This window comes from Martelella sp. AMO21009 (assembly GCF_053484295.1).
In genome coordinates this window covers 52,931-69,875 of the sequence record NZ_JBAKFR010000010.1, presented here as the reverse complement: position 1 = coordinate 69,875, position 16,945 = coordinate 52,931, and the positions used below count along the sequence as shown (strand labels likewise).

Genomic DNA, 16,945 nt, shown 5'->3' with positions numbered 1-16,945 from the left:
GTTCACTCGTAAATATAAATCGATATAACATTAAACAATTCGCGTTAAATTCATGATTTGTATATCTCACTTGTCATCAAGCGGAAATTTTCTTCATAGCAAGTGTTCGGAATACCATGTTCGCGTCCAAGCTTTCGATGGGGCTCCCGCGGCAGGATCCATCTTAGGTTGTATTTGTTATATAGGATAATATTCCTATCTTGCAAGTACTCTATGGGTGTCGGCGGGCGCAATTGTGCCCGACCGTCGAAATGGCCCAGGTTCCTGCAAACAGTTGGGGGATATAGAGGCCGCGTTTGCTCAGATCACGCGGGGCACGACCTGTCCGTCATCGAGCGTTACCTGCCGGTCCATGCGGGCGGCAAGGTCGAGATTGTGGGTGGCGATCAGGGCCGAGAGGCCGGATTGCCGCACAAGCGCCTCCAGCGCTTCGAAAACATAGGATGCCGTCTGCGGATCGAGATTGCCGGTGGGCTCGTCGGCAAGCAGCAGACGCGGCGCGTTGGCCACCGCGCGGGCGATCGCCACGCGCTGCTGCTCGCCGCCGGAAAGCTCGGCCGGGCGATGTTCGGCGCGATGGCGGATGCGCAGATAGTCCAGCATCTCGTCGGCGCGGGCGCCCGCCTCTTGCGGCGGCAGCCCCGCGATCAGCTGCGGCAGCATGATGTTTTCGCGCGCCGAAAACTCGGGCAGCAGATGGTGGAACTGGTAGACGAAACCGATGTCGTTGCGGCGCAGCGTGGTGCGCTCATCGTCGGAAAGCGCGGTCGCATCCCGCCCGCCGAGCATGACCTCGCCCGAAGTCGGCTTTTCCAGAAGGCCGGCGATCTGCAGCAGCGTCGATTTGCCCGTGCCCGATGGCGCGACCAGGGCCACCATCTCGCCGGACATCAGCGACAGCGAGGCGCCCTTGAGCACCTGCAGGACCGAGTCGCCCTGCCCGTATTCCCGCGCGATATCGCGCAACTGAAGTGCGGGAGTGGTCAAGCGAGGCTCCTATTCGTAACGCAGCGCCTGCACCGGATCGAGCTTCGAGGCTCGCCAGGCAGGAAAGATGGTGGCGATGAAGGAGAGCGTCAGCGCCATGATGACGACCGTCAGCGTTTCGCCCAGGCTCATTTCCGCCGGCAGCGTGCTCAGGAAATAGAGCTGCGGATCGAACAGCACCGTGCCTGTGATCCAGGAGAAGAACTGGCGGATCGATTCGATATTGAGGCAGACGATCACGCCGAGGAAGACGCCGGCAAAGGTGCCGACAACGCCGATCGCGGCCCCCGTCATGAAGAAGATCCGCATGATCGACCCCGAGGTCGCGCCCATGGTCCTCAGGATCGCGATGTCCTGACCCTTGTCCTTCACCAGCATGATGAGGCCGGAAATGATGTTGAGGGCGGCGACGATCACGATCAGCGTCAGGATCATGAACATCACGTTGCGCTCCACCTCCAGCGCGGAGAAGAAGGTGCGGTTGTTCTGGCGCCAGTCGGAAATCACGATATCCTCGCCGGCCGCCTCCCGGATCCTCGGGATCACCGCGTCGACGTCGTCGGGATGGTCGAGAAACACCTCAATGCTCTGCACCTTGTCGCCGGCGTTGAAATAGGCCTGCGCCTCGGAAAGCGGCATGAAGATGATCGAGGCGTCATATTCCGACATGCCGATCTCGAAAATGCCGGAGATCGGATAGGCTTTCACCCGCGGATTGACGCCGAAGGGGGTGACGTCGCCCTCCGGCGAGATCATCGTGATCTTGTCGCCGACGAAAAGCCCGAGCGAGGTCGCCATGCGCGAGCCGATCAGCACGCTTTCGCCGGCGGCGTAGCCGACCATGTCGCCCTCTTTGATATTGTCGGAGACGGTCTTCAGCTTCAGCATGTCGTCCGGCCTGACGCCGCGCACCAGCGCGCCGCTGCCGGCCCCTTGCGCGCCGGAAACCAGCGCCTGACCCTCGACCAGCGGAAAGGCGAGACGGACACCCTCCACGCCTTCGAGCTTCTCGGTCAGCGCGGCGTAATCCTTGAACGGCTCGCCCGCCGGCAGCACCACGACATGGCCGTTAATGCCGAGAATGCGGCTCACCAATTCGCTGCGGAACCCGTTCATCACCGCCATCACGATGATCAGCGTGGCGACGCCCAGCATAATGCCGACGAAGGAGAAGCCTGCGATCACCGAAATGAACGCTTCCTTGCGGCGCGAGCGCAGATAGCGCCAGGCGACCATGCGTTCGAACACCGAAAACGGCTTGGCTACCTTCAAACTCTCGTCCGTCTCTGAGGCCGCAGCCATCAATCCGTTCTCCTCAGCGCCCGTTGGTGAGCTTTGCGATCGCGGCTTCCACCGTCATGGCTTCGCGCACGCCGGTCTTGCGGTCCTTGAGTTCGACCTCGCCATTGGCGACGCCGCGCGGACCGACGACAACCTGGCTCGGAACGCCGATCAGATCGGCGGTCGCGAACTTGCCCCCGGCGCGCTCGTCGGTATCGTCGTAAAGCACGTCCAGGCCGGCATTCTGCAGGGCCTCGTAGAGCTTCTCGCAGACCCCGTCGCAGGCCGCGTCACCCGCCTTCATGTTGATGATCACCGTGTTGAACGGCGCCACCGAATCCGGCCAGATGATGCCGTTCTCGTCATGGGAGGCTTCGATGATGGCGGGAACAAGGCGCGTCGGGCCGATGCCGTAGGAACCCATGTGAACGGGATGCTCCTTGCCGTCCGGCCCCTGCACTTTTGCGCCCATGGGCTCGGAATATTTGGTGCCGAAATAGAAGATGTGGCCGACCTCAATGCCGCGCGCGGAAAGGCGCTCGCCCTCCGGCAGCGCGTCGAAGGCCGCCTCGTCATGCATCTCGTCGGTCGCCGCATAGAGCGACGTCCACTTGTCGAAAATGCCCTTCAGCGCGTCAACGCTGTCGAAATCGAGATCGGCGGGCGGAATGTCGAAATTGACGAAATCGCGGTGGCAGAACACTTCGGATTCGCCGGTTTCGGCCAGAATGATGAATTCGTGGCTGAGATTGCCGCCGATCGGGCCGGTATCGGCGCGCATCGGGATCGCGCGCAGGCCGAGCCGGTCGAAGGTCCTCAGATAGGCGGCGAACATCTTGCGGTAGGAATGTTCCGCACCTTCCAGCGTCAGATCGAAGGAATAGGCATCCTTCATCATGAATTCGCGCGAACGCATCGTGCCGAAACGGGGGCGGATCTCGTCGCGGAACTTCCACTGGATGTGGTAGAGGTTGAGCGGCAGATGCTTGTAGGACTTGATGTAGGAGCGGAAAATCTCCGTGATCATTTCCTCATTGGTGGGGCCGAACAGCATCGCCCGGTCCTGCCGGTCGGTGATCCGCAGCATTTCCTTGCCATAGGCCTCGTAGCGGCCGCTTTCGATCCACAGATCGGCGGACTGCATGGTCGGCATCAAAAGCTCCACCGCGCCGGAACGGTCCTGCTCCTCGCGGATGATGCGGTTGACCTTGTCGAGCACGCGCTTGCCGAGCGGCAGCCAGGAATAGATGCCCTGCGAATGCTGGCGCACCATGCCGGCGCGCAACATCAGCCGGTGCGAGACGATTTCCGCCTCCTTGGGATTCTCCTTCAGGATCGGCAGAAAATAACGGGAAAGACGCATGACAATCTGCTTTCTGGCTTATCCCGTTCAGTCGGGAATCATGGGGCAAATCAGGTTTGTTCCGGCCCCTTTTAACGGGTTGCGAACGAGAATCAAAGCGGGGATACGTGCCCGCAAAACGATGATTTGCCGGTCGCCATGGGGAGCGGTCCGAAAATGTCAACCACTTGCAACGTTGCAGAACGCAGAAACATGTTTGTCAAACGTAAAAACTTCTCCCACTGTCGCAAAAATGCAAAATAAGGGATGACAAGGCCCAATCATTGGGCTAGGTTGAGCCCATAAAACAGGCAGGGAGCTTAAATCTTTGCCTTTTCTTCGCGGTAAAGTCTTGGGAGGATCGATCTTGGCGCGCTCTGCGCAGCCCCGGCAACGGAACGGATCACGCGATACTTGAAAAACAGGGCCTTCGGCCTTGTTTTTTTTTGACTTTACGAAATCGACACTGGCTTAAGGCTTTATTGACCAACGCAACGGGAAGTTGCGGCGCGTCCTTGACCCTGCCCGGCGCCTGCACGACAAGAACGGTTCAGAGCATCCTGTCGAGGCCCCGTTTTGAGCCGTTTTCCACTCTTCGCCCTTGTTTCTGTCGCCCTTCCTTTCGCTGCGGCCGCGCATGTCCGCGCGGCGGAGTTGTCCGACCTCTTCTATCTCGACATTTCGGGCGGACCGGCGGCGCTGATGCTGCACATGAATGACGACGCGATGGACGACCTGATCGCCAACACCTATTGGGGCATTGACGGGCGGCTGGGCATCTGCAGCGAGGGCCCGTTCAACATCTGCGCCGGCATCACCGGGTTTTCGAGCCTCGGCAGCACGTCGACGAGCCTGTCGCAGCGTTACGGCACCGGCACCAGCGAGACCCGGTTCTCCTCGATCGGCGGCTATGTCCAGGGCAAGACCAATCTCGGCGTTCTCACCATCTCCCCGTTCGCGGGCTATCGACAGCTTTACGGCACGGTCGAGACCAGCTCATCGCGCTTCGGCTACCAGAGCGAGGATATCGACACCGGCGCCTTGTTCGGCGGGCTGGAAACCAGCGTCAAATTCATACCAACCGGCCTGGAACTCGGCGCCCGCATCGAATACGGCGCTTCCACCGACGACGCGGCCGCCAAAGACTTCGACTATGGCCTCGGTAGCGCCTTCCTGCGGTATAAGTTCTAGATCCGTTACGCCGGCCCGATCAGACGGGATAGATCGCCGAGCGTGAAGCCGATTTCCATGACCACCAGCCACCACAGCGCGAATACCACCGCCGAAACCGCCGAGGTCCACAGAACCACGCGCCAGGGGCGGAATTTGTGGGGGGCGCTTTCGGTGGTGCCGGGCACGATGTCGCCCGCCTCATCCTGGGTTCTGAGGCCGAAGGGCAGCACGGCGAACAGTGTGATCCACCAGATCACGAAATAAACGGCAAACGCGGAAAACAGCGACACGTATCAACCTCCGACTGGATGGGTGCCGACGTTCTGTCGTAATTCGCGCCGGCCCGAAATAACCGGTCCGCCGCTTGCGCCATCCTGCTCGCCCTCCTTAAACCTTTTACCCCATAAGAGGCAACGGCGGGAACCTTGGGCGGATCGACGCATTACCGCAATACAAGCTCAACGGCTCACGATCGGAGGAAGACATGACCGGCAAGACACAACAGAAGGCGATCGCCAAGGCAATCCTCGAGCGCTATCCCGAGAGCTACGCGGAAGCGCTCCACATCAATGTCGGCAAGAGCACGCCGGCTCCTCTCTATCAATGGCTCCTGTGCTCATTACTGATGAGCGCGCGCATCAACGCCAACCAGGCGCAGCAGGCAGCCGCCGCGCTTTTCGACGCTGGCTGGACGACGCCCGAGAAGATGGCGGCGACGACTTGGGAGCAACGCGTCAAGGTTCTGAACCAGAACGGCTACGCCCGCTATGACGAGAGCACGGCCCGCTACATCGCCAACACCACGGAGATCATCAATGATCGCTACGCGGGCGATCTGCGCAATCTCCGCAAGGAGGCGGAGAACGACCCGGAGCGGGAAAGGGAGTTGCTCCAGCAATTCAAGGGCATCGGCAAGGTCGGCGCGGACATCTTCTTCCGCGAGGTCCAGGTTGCCTGGGATGAACATTTTCCCTTTGTCGACCGCAAGGCGGCGGAGGCTGCCGCCGATCTGGGGCTCGATAGCGAGGCGCTGGCCGATCTGGCCGGCAAGCGGGAGAACCTCCCCCGCCTGCTGACCGGGCTTGTACGCTCAGCGCTTGACGACGCGAAGGACGACATACTGAAGGCGGCGGCCTGACACTGCCGCCTCGCTCGCCGATCAGAAGCAATCGGCGAGCAGCGCCTTGGTGTTCTCCAGCGTCATCTCGACAGGATTGCCGCCGGTGCTCGGGTCTTCCATGGCCATTGCGGCGAGTTCGTCGATCCGGTCCGGCTTGATGCCCATGGCCGTCAGCGTGTCGGGCACATCAAGGGCCGACCTGAACTCCAGAATGAAGTTATAAAAACCCTCATAACCACCTGAAATCTGGAGATAATCGGCAGCCAGTTTCAGCCTGCCCTCGATCTTCTCGCGATTGAAGCGCAGCACCGGCGGCATGACGACGGCGTTGGTCATGCCGTGGTGTGTGTTGTAGACCGCGCCGATCGGGTGCGAGATCGCGTGGATCGCGCCGAGGCCCTTCTGGAAGGCAACAGCGCCCATGGCGGCGGCGCTCATCATCTCCGCGCGGGCGTCGATATCCGAGCCATCGGCATAGACGCGCGGCAGGTTGTCCTTGACGAGCCGCATGCCCTCCAGCGCGATGCCCTGCGACATCGGATGGTAGTGCGGCGAGCAATAGGCCTCCAGGCAATGCGCCAGCGCATCGAGCCCCGTGCCTGCGGTGATAACCTTCGGCATGCCGACCGTCAGTTCGGGATCGCAAATGACGATGCCCGGCAGCAGCTTCGGGTGGAAGATGATCTTCTTCACATGGGTTTCGGAGTTGGTCAGCACCCCTGCCCGCCCGACTTCCGAGCCGGTGCCCGCCGTGGTCGGAACCGCGATGATCGGCGCGATCTTGCTGGCATCCGCCCGCGTCCACCAGTCGCCGATATCCTCGAAATCCCAGACCGGGCGCGTCTGGCCCGGCATCATCGCGACCAGCTTGCCGAGGTCGAGCCCCGAACCGCCGCCAAATGCGATCACGCCGTCATGCCCGCCATCGACATAGGCCTTCACGCCGGCGGCGAGGTTCTTCTCGTTCGGGTTGGGGTCGACATCGGAAAACAGACCGGCCTCAAGCCCGCCATCGGCGAGGATGGCCAGCGCGTTTTTCGTGATCGGCAGGTTGGCCAGGCCCTTGTCGGTGACCAGCAGCGGGCGCTTGATGCCGAGGCTGTTGCAGGCATCGGCGAGTTCGACGATCCGTCCGGCGCCGAATCTTACGGCGGTCGGATAGCTCCAGTTTGCTCTCGGGCTCATTTCGTGACTTTCTTCAGGTGATAGGATTTCGGCCGGGTGAGATTGTGGAAACCGATGACGGAGAGCGATCCGCCCCGCCCGGTATTCTTGCAGCCGGTCCAGCACAGGCCGGGATCGAGGTAATCGGCGCGGTTCATGAAGATCGTGCCGGTTTCGATCCGTGCGCCCAAGGCCGCCGCGCGGTCGGCATCTTCAGTCCACAGCGACGCGGTGAGCCCGTACTGGCTGTCGTTCATCAGTTCCAGCGCCTCCTCATCGGAGGACACCTTCATGATCCCCACGACCGGGCCGAAGCTTTCCTCGCGCATCACGCTCATCGAGTGATCGACATCGACCAGCACCTGAGGCGCGAGATAGGCGCCGCCGTCATCTTCCGGAAACAGGCTCGGATCGACCAGCGCCTTTGCACCGGCGGCAACGGCCTCTTCAATCTGCTTGCGCACCACCGCGGCAAAGCGCTTGTGCGCCATCGGGCCGAGCGTGGTTTCGGTGTCGAGCGGATTGCCGAGCTTGTAGGCCGACGCGAAGGCCACGGCCTTTTCGACAAAGGCATCATAAAGGCTGTCGATCACATAGATGCGCTCAATGCCGCAGCAGCACTGGCCGGCATTGAACATCGCCGCATCCATCAGCGTCGCGACGGCGGCATCGAGATCGGCATCGTCCATCACATAGCCCGGATCCTTGCCGCCGAGCTCCAGCCCGAGCGGCGTGAAGGTGCCGGCGGCGGCCCGCTCCATCTCGCGTCCGCCTTCAACGGACCCCGTGAAGTTTATGAAATCAAATGTTTTTGCGGCAATCAACTCGCTGGTGGTCGCATGATCGAGAAACATATTCTGGAACAGGTCTTCCGGAATACCGGCCGAGACGAAGGCCTTCACGATCCGCTCGCCGACCAGCAGCGTCTGGCTTGCATGTTTGATGATCACGGCGTTTCCGGCGATCAGCCCCGGCACAATGGTGTTGATCGATGTCAGATAGGGGTAGTTCCACGGCGCAATGACGAGAACGACGCCATGGGGCTCACGGGCGATATAGCGGTGGAAGCTGCCGCTGTCCTCCACTTCGATCGGCGCCAGCGCCTGTTCCGCGATCTTCGCCATATAGTCCGCGCGCTCGTTGACGCCGCCGAACTCGCCGCCATAGCGCACCGGCCGGCCCATCATCCAGGCGAGCTCCGTCACCACCTCTTCGCTCATGGCATTGAGCGTCTTCACCCCGCCCTCAACCAGCGCGATCCGCTCGGCAAGCGGCCTTGCGGCCCATGCCTTCTGCGCCGCGCGGGCGCGTTCAACGGCGCTCTTCGCCGCCTCGGCCGAAAGCGCCTCGCGCTCGGCATAGACCGATCCGTCGATCGGGGAGATACATTGGATCATTGTCATGATCGTCATCCTGTAATTTTGAGCTTTTTTATCGTGATCGCAGATTTCGGGGTCAGGCCCTTTCGAACCCGCGCGCCACCTCCCAATCCGTTACCCGGCGATCATATTCCTCCTGCTCCCACTCCGCCGCGCGGCAGTAATGGTCGATGACCTCGTCACCCAAGGCTGAGCGCAGCATTTCGGAGTTGCTCATGGCCTCACGAGCTGCGCGCAGCGTCTTGGGAATCTCGCGGACATCGGACGAACCGCCATAGGCGTCGCCGACATAAGGTTCTTCCAGCGTCATTTCCTTCTCGATGCCGTCGAGACCCGCAGCCAGCAGCGCCGAGAAGGCGAGATAGGGGTTGAGGTCCGCCCCGCCGACGCGGCATTCGATGCGGATGCCTTTCGAATGATCGCCGCAAAGCCGGAAGCCGGCAGTACGGTTGTCCTTGGACCAGATCGCCTTTGTCGGCGCGAAGGTGCCGGCCATGAAGCGCTTGTAGGAATTGATATAGGGCGCCAGGAAATAGGTGATCTCTGCGGAATGGGCGAGCAGCCCGGCCACGTAATGCTCCATCAGCTTCGACATGCCGAACCGTCCGTCGGCATCGTAGAACAGTGGCGTCTTGCCGTCCTTGCTCCACAGCGACTGATGGACGTGCGAGGAGTTGCCGGCGGCTTCGTAATTCCATTTGGCCATGAAGGTAACGGCCTTGCCCTTCTGCCAGGCAATCTCCTTGCAGGCGTTCTTAGCGATCACATGGCGGTCGGCCATGGTCAGCGCATCGGCATAGCGCACGTTCAGCTCCGCCTGCCCGGCATCGGCCTCGCCCTTGGTGTTCTCGACCGGAATGCCGGCGCCCTGCAGACCGTTGCGGATCGCCCGCATCACATCCTCCTCCTTGGTGGTCTGAAGAATGTGGTAGTCCTCATTATAGGCGCTGGAGCGCATCAGCCCGCGATAGCCTGATTGCTGCGCGCTCTCGAAAGTCTGGTTGAACAGGAAGAATTCCAGCTCCGTCGCCATGAAGGCGCGGTAGCCGAGCGTTTCCAGCCGTGCGACCTGCTTCTTCAGGATCGCGCGCGGCGAATGGGCGACATCGGCATGGGTGGCGTGGTCGGAGACATCGCACAGCACCAGCGCCGTGCCTTCCAGCCACGGCACGCGGCGCAGCGTCGAAAGATCGGGCGTCATGGTGTAGTCGCCATAGCCCGACGCCCAGCTCGTCGCGGCATAGCCTTCGACGGTGTGCATCTCCATGTCGGTCGCCTGGACGTAATTGCAGCTATGCGTCTCCTTGTGGGCGCTTTCGATGAAGTGCGTGCCCGTGAAACGCTTGCCCATCAGGCGGCCCTGCATGTCGATCTGGCAGACGAGAACGGTATCGATGCTGCCGTCCGCGACATCCTTTTTCAGTTGGTTGAATGTGTATTCCGCGCTCATCGGGCTCATCCTGTGGTTCATGCGATCGTCCGGAGCTGGATCACTCCGGACGACAAGTGTCAATGGTGTGGCGGCCTGGGGCGGGCCGGTGCGTTGTTCGCGCCCCCGCCTGTTGTTCCGCGTCACCCTCGGGCTTGACCCGAGGGTCCAGGCAGCTCTCTCCGTGTGGCCTGGATTCTCGGGTCAAGCCCGAGAATGACACTTGAAAGGGACGAGGCCATGAACAAAGCCCCGCCCCGGCAGCCCTGTCAATCAGCCCGCGCGGTAGGGCGGGCCGGCGGCGGCCATGTCGGCCTGATACTGCTTCAGGATCTTGACCACTTCCGCCGTGCGGTCGGTCTCGGCGGCTATTTCGTCCCAGAAGGCATCGGCGGCATCTTCTACCGTCTTCCATTCCGCATCCGGAATGGTCGTCAGTTCCAGCTTCTCGCCATGAGCGCGCAACCGGGCCTCTCCGCCCCAGTACCAGTGCAGGCGGTGAAGGTGCGAACTATCCGTGCACATGCGGAACAGGACCTTCAGATGCTCCGGCACTTCCGCCCACTTGTCGGAGTTGACGAAGAAGGAGCCGCACCAGCCGCCGGAGATATTGTTGGTCAGGAAGTAGTTTGTCACATCCGCCCAGCCGACGGTGTAGTCCTCGGTGATGCCTGACCATGCCAGACCATCGAGTTCACCAGTCTGCATGGCGACCTGCACGTCTTCCCACGGCAGGGTCACCGGCACGACGCCGAACTGCGACAGGAATTTACCGGCCGTCGGGAAGGTGAAGATGCGCAGGCCCTCGAGGTCCGAAAGGCTCTTGACCGGATTGACGGTGGCAAAGTTGCACGGGTCCCAGGCGCCGGCGGAAATCCACTGCACGCCGACCTCCGAATAGGCCTTTTCCCAGATATCGGCGAGACCGTACTCGTAAAACAGCGTCGGCACATCGAGGCTGAATTTCGAGGCGAAGGGGAAATAGCCGCCGAACACCTTGATATCGAGCGGCGAGTTCATGGAATCGTCATCCGACTGCACGGCGTCGATCGTGCCGCTCTGCATGGCGCGGAACAATTCGCCGGTCGGCACCAGCTGGTCGGCGGTGAAGAGCTGGATCTCCATCTCGCCGTTTGCAGCCTTGTTGAAGTTATCGATGCAGTCCTTGACCACATGTTCGGCCAGCGCCGGGCCGGCATAGGTCTGGAGCCGCCAGGTGATCTTGGACTGGGCGCGCACGACGGCGGGCGCGGCAAGCGCCGAAGCGCCGGCTGCAGTCGCAAGACCGGCATTCCTGAGAAAACTACGTCTGCTGTTCATGTCTGTTTCCCTCTGTTTTTCTGAAATCCGGCCTCATGCCGCATTTCGCATTTGCTCCCGGCAACGGCCGGCTTCCTGCGCGCCGTCCGCTCCCTCAGCGCGCATAGACAAGGTTCGGCAGCCACAGCGCGATCTGCGGGAATGCCGTGACGATCGCCAGACCGATGATCATGATGATCACGAACGGCCAGACGGAGCGGTAGATATCGACAAGCGATATTTCGGGCGGGGCCATGGCCCGCATGAGAAAGAGATTGTAGCCGAAGGGCGGCGTCATATAGGCGATCTGGCAGGTGATCGTGTAGAGCACGCCATACCAGACGAGATCGAAGCCGAGGTGACCGACCAGCGGCACGTAGAGCGGCGCGACGATCACCAGCATCGCCGTGTCGTCCAGGAAGGTGCCCATGATGATGTAGGAAATCTGCATCAGGATCAGGATTTCCCAGGGGCCGAGCTCCCACTTCTCCAGCAGCAGATGTTCGAGCGCCCTCACCGCGCCAAGCCCATCGAACACCGCGCCGAAGCAGAGCGCTGCAACGATGATCCACATGAACATGCAGGAAATGCCGAGCGTCTGCTCCATCGTCCGGTTCAAAAGCTTCCAGGTCAGGCGACGCTTGACGAGGGCGGCGACCAGCGCCGAGAGCGCGCCGATGGCCGCACTTTCCGTCAGGCTGGTGACGCCCATCAGGAACAGGCCCATCATCAAGAAGAAGATCAGGAACGGGATGATGCCGGCGCGCAGCAGTTTCAGCTTTTCGCCGAGCGGCATGTCGCGTTCTTCCTTCGGCAGCGCCGGCCCCAGCGCCGGGTTCACGCGGCAGCGGATGACGATGTAGATCACGAACAGGGCGGCGAGCATCAGGCCGGGCAGCGCGCCCGCCACCCAGAGCTTGCCAACCGGCTGGCGCGCGATCATGCCGTAAAGCACCAGCACCACGCTTGGCGGCACCAGAATGCCGAGCGAGGAGCCGGCCTGTATCACGCCCGAGACCATGATCTTGTCGTAGCCGCGCCGCAGAAGCTCCGGCAGCGCGATGGTCGCGCCGATCGCCATGCCGGCGACCGACAGTCCGTTCATGGCCGAGATCACCACCATCAGCCCGATGGTGCCGACGGCAAGTCCGCCCGGCAGACCGCCCATCCAGACGTGGAAGGCCTTGTAGAGATCTTCGGCAATGCCCGATTCCGACAGCATGTAGCCCATGAAGATGAAGAGCGGCAGCGTCAGCATCGGATACCACTTCATCAGCTTCATGCTGGCCGAAAAGCCGAGCTCGTAGCCGCCGGTGCCCCAGAGTGCGGCAGCCGCCACCACGCCGACAAAACCGATTGCCGCGAACACGCGCTGGCCGGTCAGCATCGTCATCATCATCGAGAAGAACAGCAGAAGCGCGATCATTTCATAGGAGAGGTTCATGCCATTTCCCTCCCCAGCGCCTTGGCCAGATCCTTGAGGAAGATCGATGTCGTCTGCAGGAACATCAGGAAGATTCCCGCCACCATGACGATCTTGATCGGCGCCATATAGGGCGACCAGCTCGAATAGGAGGTCTCGCCATATTTCAGCGCGTACTCAGTGGAGGACACCCCGCCGATCAGGAGGAAGATGAGATAGACGAACAGCATGATCACGGTGACGGCATCAACCGCCGCTTTCTGGCGCGGCGTCCAGCGGCCATAGATCAGGTCCATGCGCACATGGCTGTCGAGCTGAAGCGAATAGGCGCCGCCGAGAATGTAATAGGCGGTCATCACGAACTGCGCCATTTCCAGCGTCCAGAGCGACGGGTTGAACATTGTCTTGGATACGGACGACCACAGCAGGATGCCCATCATCACGAAGACCAGCCACATGGCGATGCGGCCGACCACCCGGTTGAACCCATCGACATAGCGCACATACGTCCTGATCGCCTGCGGCATCACCCGTCCTCCCCGCCAATGCACGCGCCGAGAAGCCCCGCGATGAAACCGGCCGCCTGAGCCTGTCCGGCCGCATCGGCGATCAGATCGTTGCGGATCTCGATCATGACATTGAGGAGCCGGCGCGGCAGCCCATGGCGGCGCAGCGTGTGGGTCACGCCATCGACCGGGGCATAGGGCTCGTTGCGGCGCACGTCATAGCCGCCCGCGACCTTCGCCAGCATGCAATCGGCAAGCCGGCTGTCGCTGTCATGCAGGATGCCGATCTCGACGTCGCGCGCGACGTCCTTGAAGACCGGCGTGAAGGAATGGATGGTGACGATCACAGGCGAACGCCCGGCATTCTGGCGCGCGACAAGCAGTTCCTCGATCGCCTTGTGAAACGGATGGTAAAGGGCCTCCGCCCGTGCGGCACGTTCGGCGGTACTCAAACCGCGATTGCCGGGGACCTCGAAGACCTCGCTGATTTCGGGAATGGCGTCCTTCGCCTCCGGCGGCCGGTTGCAGTCATAGGCAAGCCGGGAGAAACGCTGGTGAATGAGGGTGGCGTCGAGCGCCTCGCTGAGCATCATGGCGACCGCGAGCGCGCCGGGGTCCCAGGCAATGTGGCTTTTGCGAAGCTCCTCGCTCAGCCCCATATCGCCAAGGCTTTCCGGAACACGCCGGCTGGCATGTTCGCAGATCAGCACGATATCGCTTTTCGCTTCCGCGCGTTCGATGGCAACAGGCGCACCGTCGCGGGCGCTCAAGAGCCCCGACATTTCCAGCATCCGATCCCCTGATTTATGTGTTTCTTGTTTTGTAAATAGTTCTTCAGAACGTTGGTGATGTCAATTGCTGTCTGAAAACTTCTCTTCAAATTTGTCATTGACGAAAAAGTCGCCGCGTCTCTTAATGGCAGCGAAACATGGAGCAGAGCTTGAACGAACCGGTCCGGACAGTCGCCGACATTATCGCCGCCAGCTATGAGGGGTTGACGCGGTCGGAGAAGCGGCTGGCCGACACGATCCGGGAAAACTATCCGGTCTCCGGCCTCGGCAGCATCACCACGCTTGCCGAAAATGCCGATGTGTCGACGCCCACTGTTGCGCGCATGGTGCAGAAGCTGGGCTTCAAGGGCTATGGCGATTTTCAGGCGCGGCTCCATCAGGAGCTCGAGGCAACGCTTTCCAATCCGATCGCCAAGCACGACCGCCTCGCCCGCAATGTTCCCGAAAGCCATATCCTGAACCGCTTCGGCGAGGCCGCGATCGACAATATGCGTCGCACGCTGTCACAGCTCGATCAGGCGACCTTTGCCGGCGCCGCCGAGCTTCTGTCCGATCTCGATCGCGCGATTTATTTCGTCGGCGGTCGCATCACCGGTGCGCTGGCGAGCTATTTTTTCACTCATATGCAGGTGATCCGGCCGAAGACGACGCTGATGTCGTCCAACTCCTCGTCATGGCCGCAGCACATGCTGAACATGGCCAAGGGCGATGTGCTGGTGATCTTCGATATCCGCCGCTACGAGCAGGACATGGCGGTGCTGGCGCGGGTGGCGAAGGAGAACGGACTGGACATCATCCTGTTCACCGACCAGTGGGCCTCCCCGGTCGCCAAATTCGCCCGCCACACCTTCCGCGTCAACATCGAGGTCCCGTCCGCCTGGGATTCGTCGATTGTGACGCTGTTCGTGGTGGAAGCGCTGATCGAGGCGGTGCAATCGAAGAGCTGGGACAAGACGCGGGAACGCATCAGCGTGCTGGAGGGGCTGTTCGAGCAAAGCCGGCTGTTTCGGCGGCCGGGCTGAGAGCGGTCTGCGGATGCGCAAGTCGGATCAATCGGCTGCCCGGTGATCTGCTGCGCAACCGTTGCAGTCATCCTTTGACTATCGGGCTTTGTTCTGCGCTACAGCCCACAATCTCTCCCCTTGAGGGAGAGATGCCCCGACAGGGGCAGAGAGGGGTGAACCCTTTCTGCAAATTCGGCTTTTAGGGCTTGCGCCCTTTACCCCTCTCTGTCGCTTTCGCGACATCTCCCCCTCAAGGGGGGAGATTGGGGCTGAGATGCCGTCTTTGAAACCAAGGCATGCGATTGGCTGAAACGCATTCCCGAGGAAAATCAGAATCTTGAAAGCAAGTTATCAACCTGCCTGATAAGTCTTCACCCAATCTTGTTCACAAACACCGTCACCACCGGCTTCTTGCCCCAGCACTCGTTTGCGGCGGCGCGGACGGAGCGTCGGATGGCTTCCTTGACCATGCCGAGGTCCTTGCGGCGCGAGCGCGGAATGCTTTCGACGGCGCCGAGGACAGCGTCGAACAGCACGTCCTCCATCTTCTCGTCGTCATCGTCAAAGCCCGGCAGGCCGATCGGCACGACATCGGGATCGCCGGAGAACTCGAACTTGGAATTCAGCACCACATTGACGGAGACCTGGCCGACGAAGGAAAGCTTGCGGCGCTCGCCGATGCCCATTTCGTCGAAATTGCCGATCAGCTTACCGTCCTTGAAGACGCGGCCGGCCTCGACATGGCCGATCACCTCGGCGGGCCCCGGCGCAAGGCGGACCATGTCGCCGTTGCGCACACGCGGAACCTGGGCGATGCCGCTCTGCTCGGCCAGTTCCTTCTGCGCGGTCAGATGCTGGGCCTCGCCATGGACGGGCACGAGGATCTCGGGCCGGATCCATTCATACATCTGCTTCAACTCGTTGCGGCGGGGATGGCCCGAGACATGCACCAGCGCCTCGTTGTCGGTGAGGATATGGACGCCCTGCTCAACAAGACCGTTCTTGATCTCCTGGATCGCCTTCTCGTTGCCCGGAATGGCGCGCGAGGAAAACACCACGAGATCGCCGGCGGCGAGCGCCACATTGCGCATCTCGTCGCGCGAAAGCTTGGCAAGGGCCGCGCGCGGCTCGCCCTGCGAACCGGTGAGGATCGCAACCACCTTGTCGCGCGGGATATAGCCGAATTCGTCCTCGTCCACGAACGGCTTCACGCCTTCCATCAGGCCGAGATCGCGGGCGACCGCAACCGCGCGCTTCAGCGAGGAGCCGAGCAGCAGCACCTGACGACCGGCCTCGTCTGCGGCCTTGGCGATCGAGCGGATACGGCCGATATTGGAGGAGAAGGTGGTCAGCGCCACCCGGCCTTCTGCATTCTCGATGACCTTCCGGAGGCTTGCCGAAACCTCTTCCTCCGACGGCGAAACGCCATCGCGCATGGCGTTGGTGGAATCGCACATCAGCGCCAGCACGCCCTCGTCGCCGATGGCGCGGAAGCGGGCCTCGTCGGTCTTGGGGCCGAGCGTCGGCGCGTGGTCGATCTTCCAGTCGCCGGTATGGACGATATTGCCGAGCGGCGTGCGGATCGCCAGCGCCATCGGCTCGGGGATCGAGTGGTTGACGGGCACGCCCTCGATCGTGAACGGCCCGACATTGATGGTGTCGCCGCCCTTGAAGATCGTCACCGGGATTTCGCGCATCCAGCTGTCATATTCGCGCTTGGCTTCCAGCAGGCCGGCGGTAAACGGCGAGGCATAGACGGGCACGTTGAGGCCCGGCCACAGCGTCGCGATCGCGCCGAAATGGTCCTCATGGGCGTGGGTGATGATCATTCCCTTGAGATTGTCGCGCTGCTCGCGCACGAATTCGATATCGGGCAGAACCAGGTCGACGCCGGGCAGGTCCGGGCCGGGAAAGGTCACCCCGCAATCCACCATGATCCATTCGCGCTTCTTCGCCGGGCCATAGCCATAAAGCGCCAGGTTCATGCCGATTTCGCCGAGGCCTCCCAGAGGAAGGAAGACCAGTTCCGCGTTATTGTCCGCCATCA

The 16,945-nt window shown here is 61.7% G+C and carries 15 protein-coding genes; 3 read left to right on the top strand and 12 right to left on the bottom strand.

Annotated elements, in window-relative coordinates; all coding sequences use genetic code 11:
• Positions 1-300: 300 nt before the first annotated feature.
• The 3 genes from V6766_RS13235 to proS are packed head-to-tail and all read right to left on the bottom strand — an operon-like array spanning position 301 to position 3,631.
• Positions 301-987, bottom strand: coding sequence for an ABC transporter ATP-binding protein (locus V6766_RS13235; RefSeq protein ID WP_448467118.1), 687 nt, complete (start codon positions 985-987; stop codon positions 301-303).
• Between the two features lie 9 nt (positions 988-996).
• The gene (locus V6766_RS13230) at positions 997-2,289 is read right to left on the bottom strand and encodes a lipoprotein-releasing ABC transporter permease subunit (protein WP_448467116.1); all 1,293 of its coding nucleotides are present in this window, start codon (positions 2,287-2,289) and stop codon (positions 997-999) included.
• Between the two features lie 13 nt (positions 2,290-2,302).
• Complete coding sequence (gene proS / locus V6766_RS13225) at positions 2,303-3,631, bottom strand: proline--tRNA ligase (protein WP_448467114.1); 1,329 nt, start codon at positions 3,629-3,631, stop codon at positions 2,303-2,305.
• 555 nt (positions 3,632-4,186) lie between these two features.
• Between proS and V6766_RS13220 the strand changes: the two genes are divergently transcribed.
• A complete protein-coding gene (locus V6766_RS13220) occupies positions 4,187-4,801 on the top strand; it encodes a hypothetical protein (protein WP_448467112.1) in 615 nt (204 codons plus the stop codon).
• Between the two features lie 5 nt (positions 4,802-4,806).
• On the opposite strand, the gene V6766_RS13215 is transcribed toward V6766_RS13220, so the two are convergent.
• Positions 4,807-5,073 (bottom strand): DUF1467 family protein, encoded by a 267-nt coding sequence (locus tag V6766_RS13215; protein WP_448467110.1) that lies wholly within the window; start codon positions 5,071-5,073, stop codon positions 4,807-4,809.
• A 194-nt stretch (positions 5,074-5,267) separates the two neighbouring features.
• Between V6766_RS13215 and V6766_RS13210 the strand changes: the two genes are divergently transcribed.
• The gene (locus V6766_RS13210) at positions 5,268-5,921 is read left to right on the top strand and encodes a hypothetical protein (RefSeq protein ID WP_448467108.1); all 654 of its coding nucleotides are present in this window, start codon (positions 5,268-5,270) and stop codon (positions 5,919-5,921) included.
• A gap of 21 nt (positions 5,922-5,942) precedes the next feature.
• Here the strand turns inward: V6766_RS13210 and V6766_RS13205 are convergent, their stop codons facing one another.
• The 7 genes from V6766_RS13205 to V6766_RS13175 all read right to left on the bottom strand — a co-directional run bounded on the left by V6766_RS13205 (position 5,943) and on the right by V6766_RS13175 (position 13,885).
• Positions 5,943-7,088, bottom strand: coding sequence for an iron-containing alcohol dehydrogenase (locus V6766_RS13205; protein WP_448467106.1), 1,146 nt, complete (start codon positions 7,086-7,088; stop codon positions 5,943-5,945).
• Positions 7,085-8,470, bottom strand: coding sequence for an aldehyde dehydrogenase family protein (locus V6766_RS13200; RefSeq protein WP_448467104.1), 1,386 nt, complete (start codon positions 8,468-8,470; stop codon positions 7,085-7,087). The genes V6766_RS13205 and V6766_RS13200 overlap by 4 nt, the downstream gene beginning before the upstream one ends.
• A gap of 52 nt (positions 8,471-8,522) precedes the next feature.
• Positions 8,523-9,896 (bottom strand): glutamine synthetase family protein, encoded by a 1,374-nt coding sequence (locus tag V6766_RS13195; protein WP_448467102.1) that lies wholly within the window; start codon positions 9,894-9,896, stop codon positions 8,523-8,525.
• Positions 9,897-10,148: 252 nt separating this feature from the next.
• Positions 10,149-11,195 (bottom strand): TRAP transporter substrate-binding protein, encoded by a 1,047-nt coding sequence (locus V6766_RS13190; protein ID WP_448467100.1) that lies wholly within the window; start codon positions 11,193-11,195, stop codon positions 10,149-10,151.
• A 94-nt stretch (positions 11,196-11,289) separates the two neighbouring features.
• Positions 11,290-12,618 carry a TRAP transporter large permease gene (locus V6766_RS13185; protein WP_448467098.1) on the bottom strand — a complete coding sequence of 443 codons (1,329 nt, stop codon included), beginning with the start codon at positions 12,616-12,618 and terminating at the stop codon, positions 11,290-11,292.
• Positions 12,615-13,124, bottom strand: coding sequence for a TRAP transporter small permease subunit (locus V6766_RS13180; RefSeq protein ID WP_448467096.1), 510 nt, complete (start codon positions 13,122-13,124; stop codon positions 12,615-12,617). Before V6766_RS13180 ends, V6766_RS13185 begins: the two co-directional genes overlap by 4 nt.
• Positions 13,124-13,885 carry an N-formylglutamate amidohydrolase gene (locus V6766_RS13175; protein WP_448467223.1) on the bottom strand — a complete coding sequence of 254 codons (762 nt, stop codon included), beginning with the start codon at positions 13,883-13,885 and terminating at the stop codon, positions 13,124-13,126. Before V6766_RS13175 ends, V6766_RS13180 begins: the two co-directional genes overlap by 1 nt.
• Positions 13,886-14,031: 146 nt before the next feature.
• On the opposite strand from V6766_RS13175, the gene V6766_RS13170 reads away from it, so the two are divergent.
• Positions 14,032-14,916: a MurR/RpiR family transcriptional regulator gene (locus V6766_RS13170; protein WP_448467094.1), complete on the top strand. Its 885-nt coding sequence runs from the start codon at positions 14,032-14,034 to the stop codon at positions 14,914-14,916.
• Between the two features lie 353 nt (positions 14,917-15,269).
• On the opposite strand, the gene V6766_RS13165 is transcribed toward V6766_RS13170, so the two are convergent.
• Complete coding sequence (locus tag V6766_RS13165; protein ID WP_448467092.1) at positions 15,270-16,943, bottom strand: ribonuclease J; 1,674 nt, start codon at positions 16,941-16,943, stop codon at positions 15,270-15,272.
• Positions 16,944-16,945: the final 2 nt, after the last annotated feature.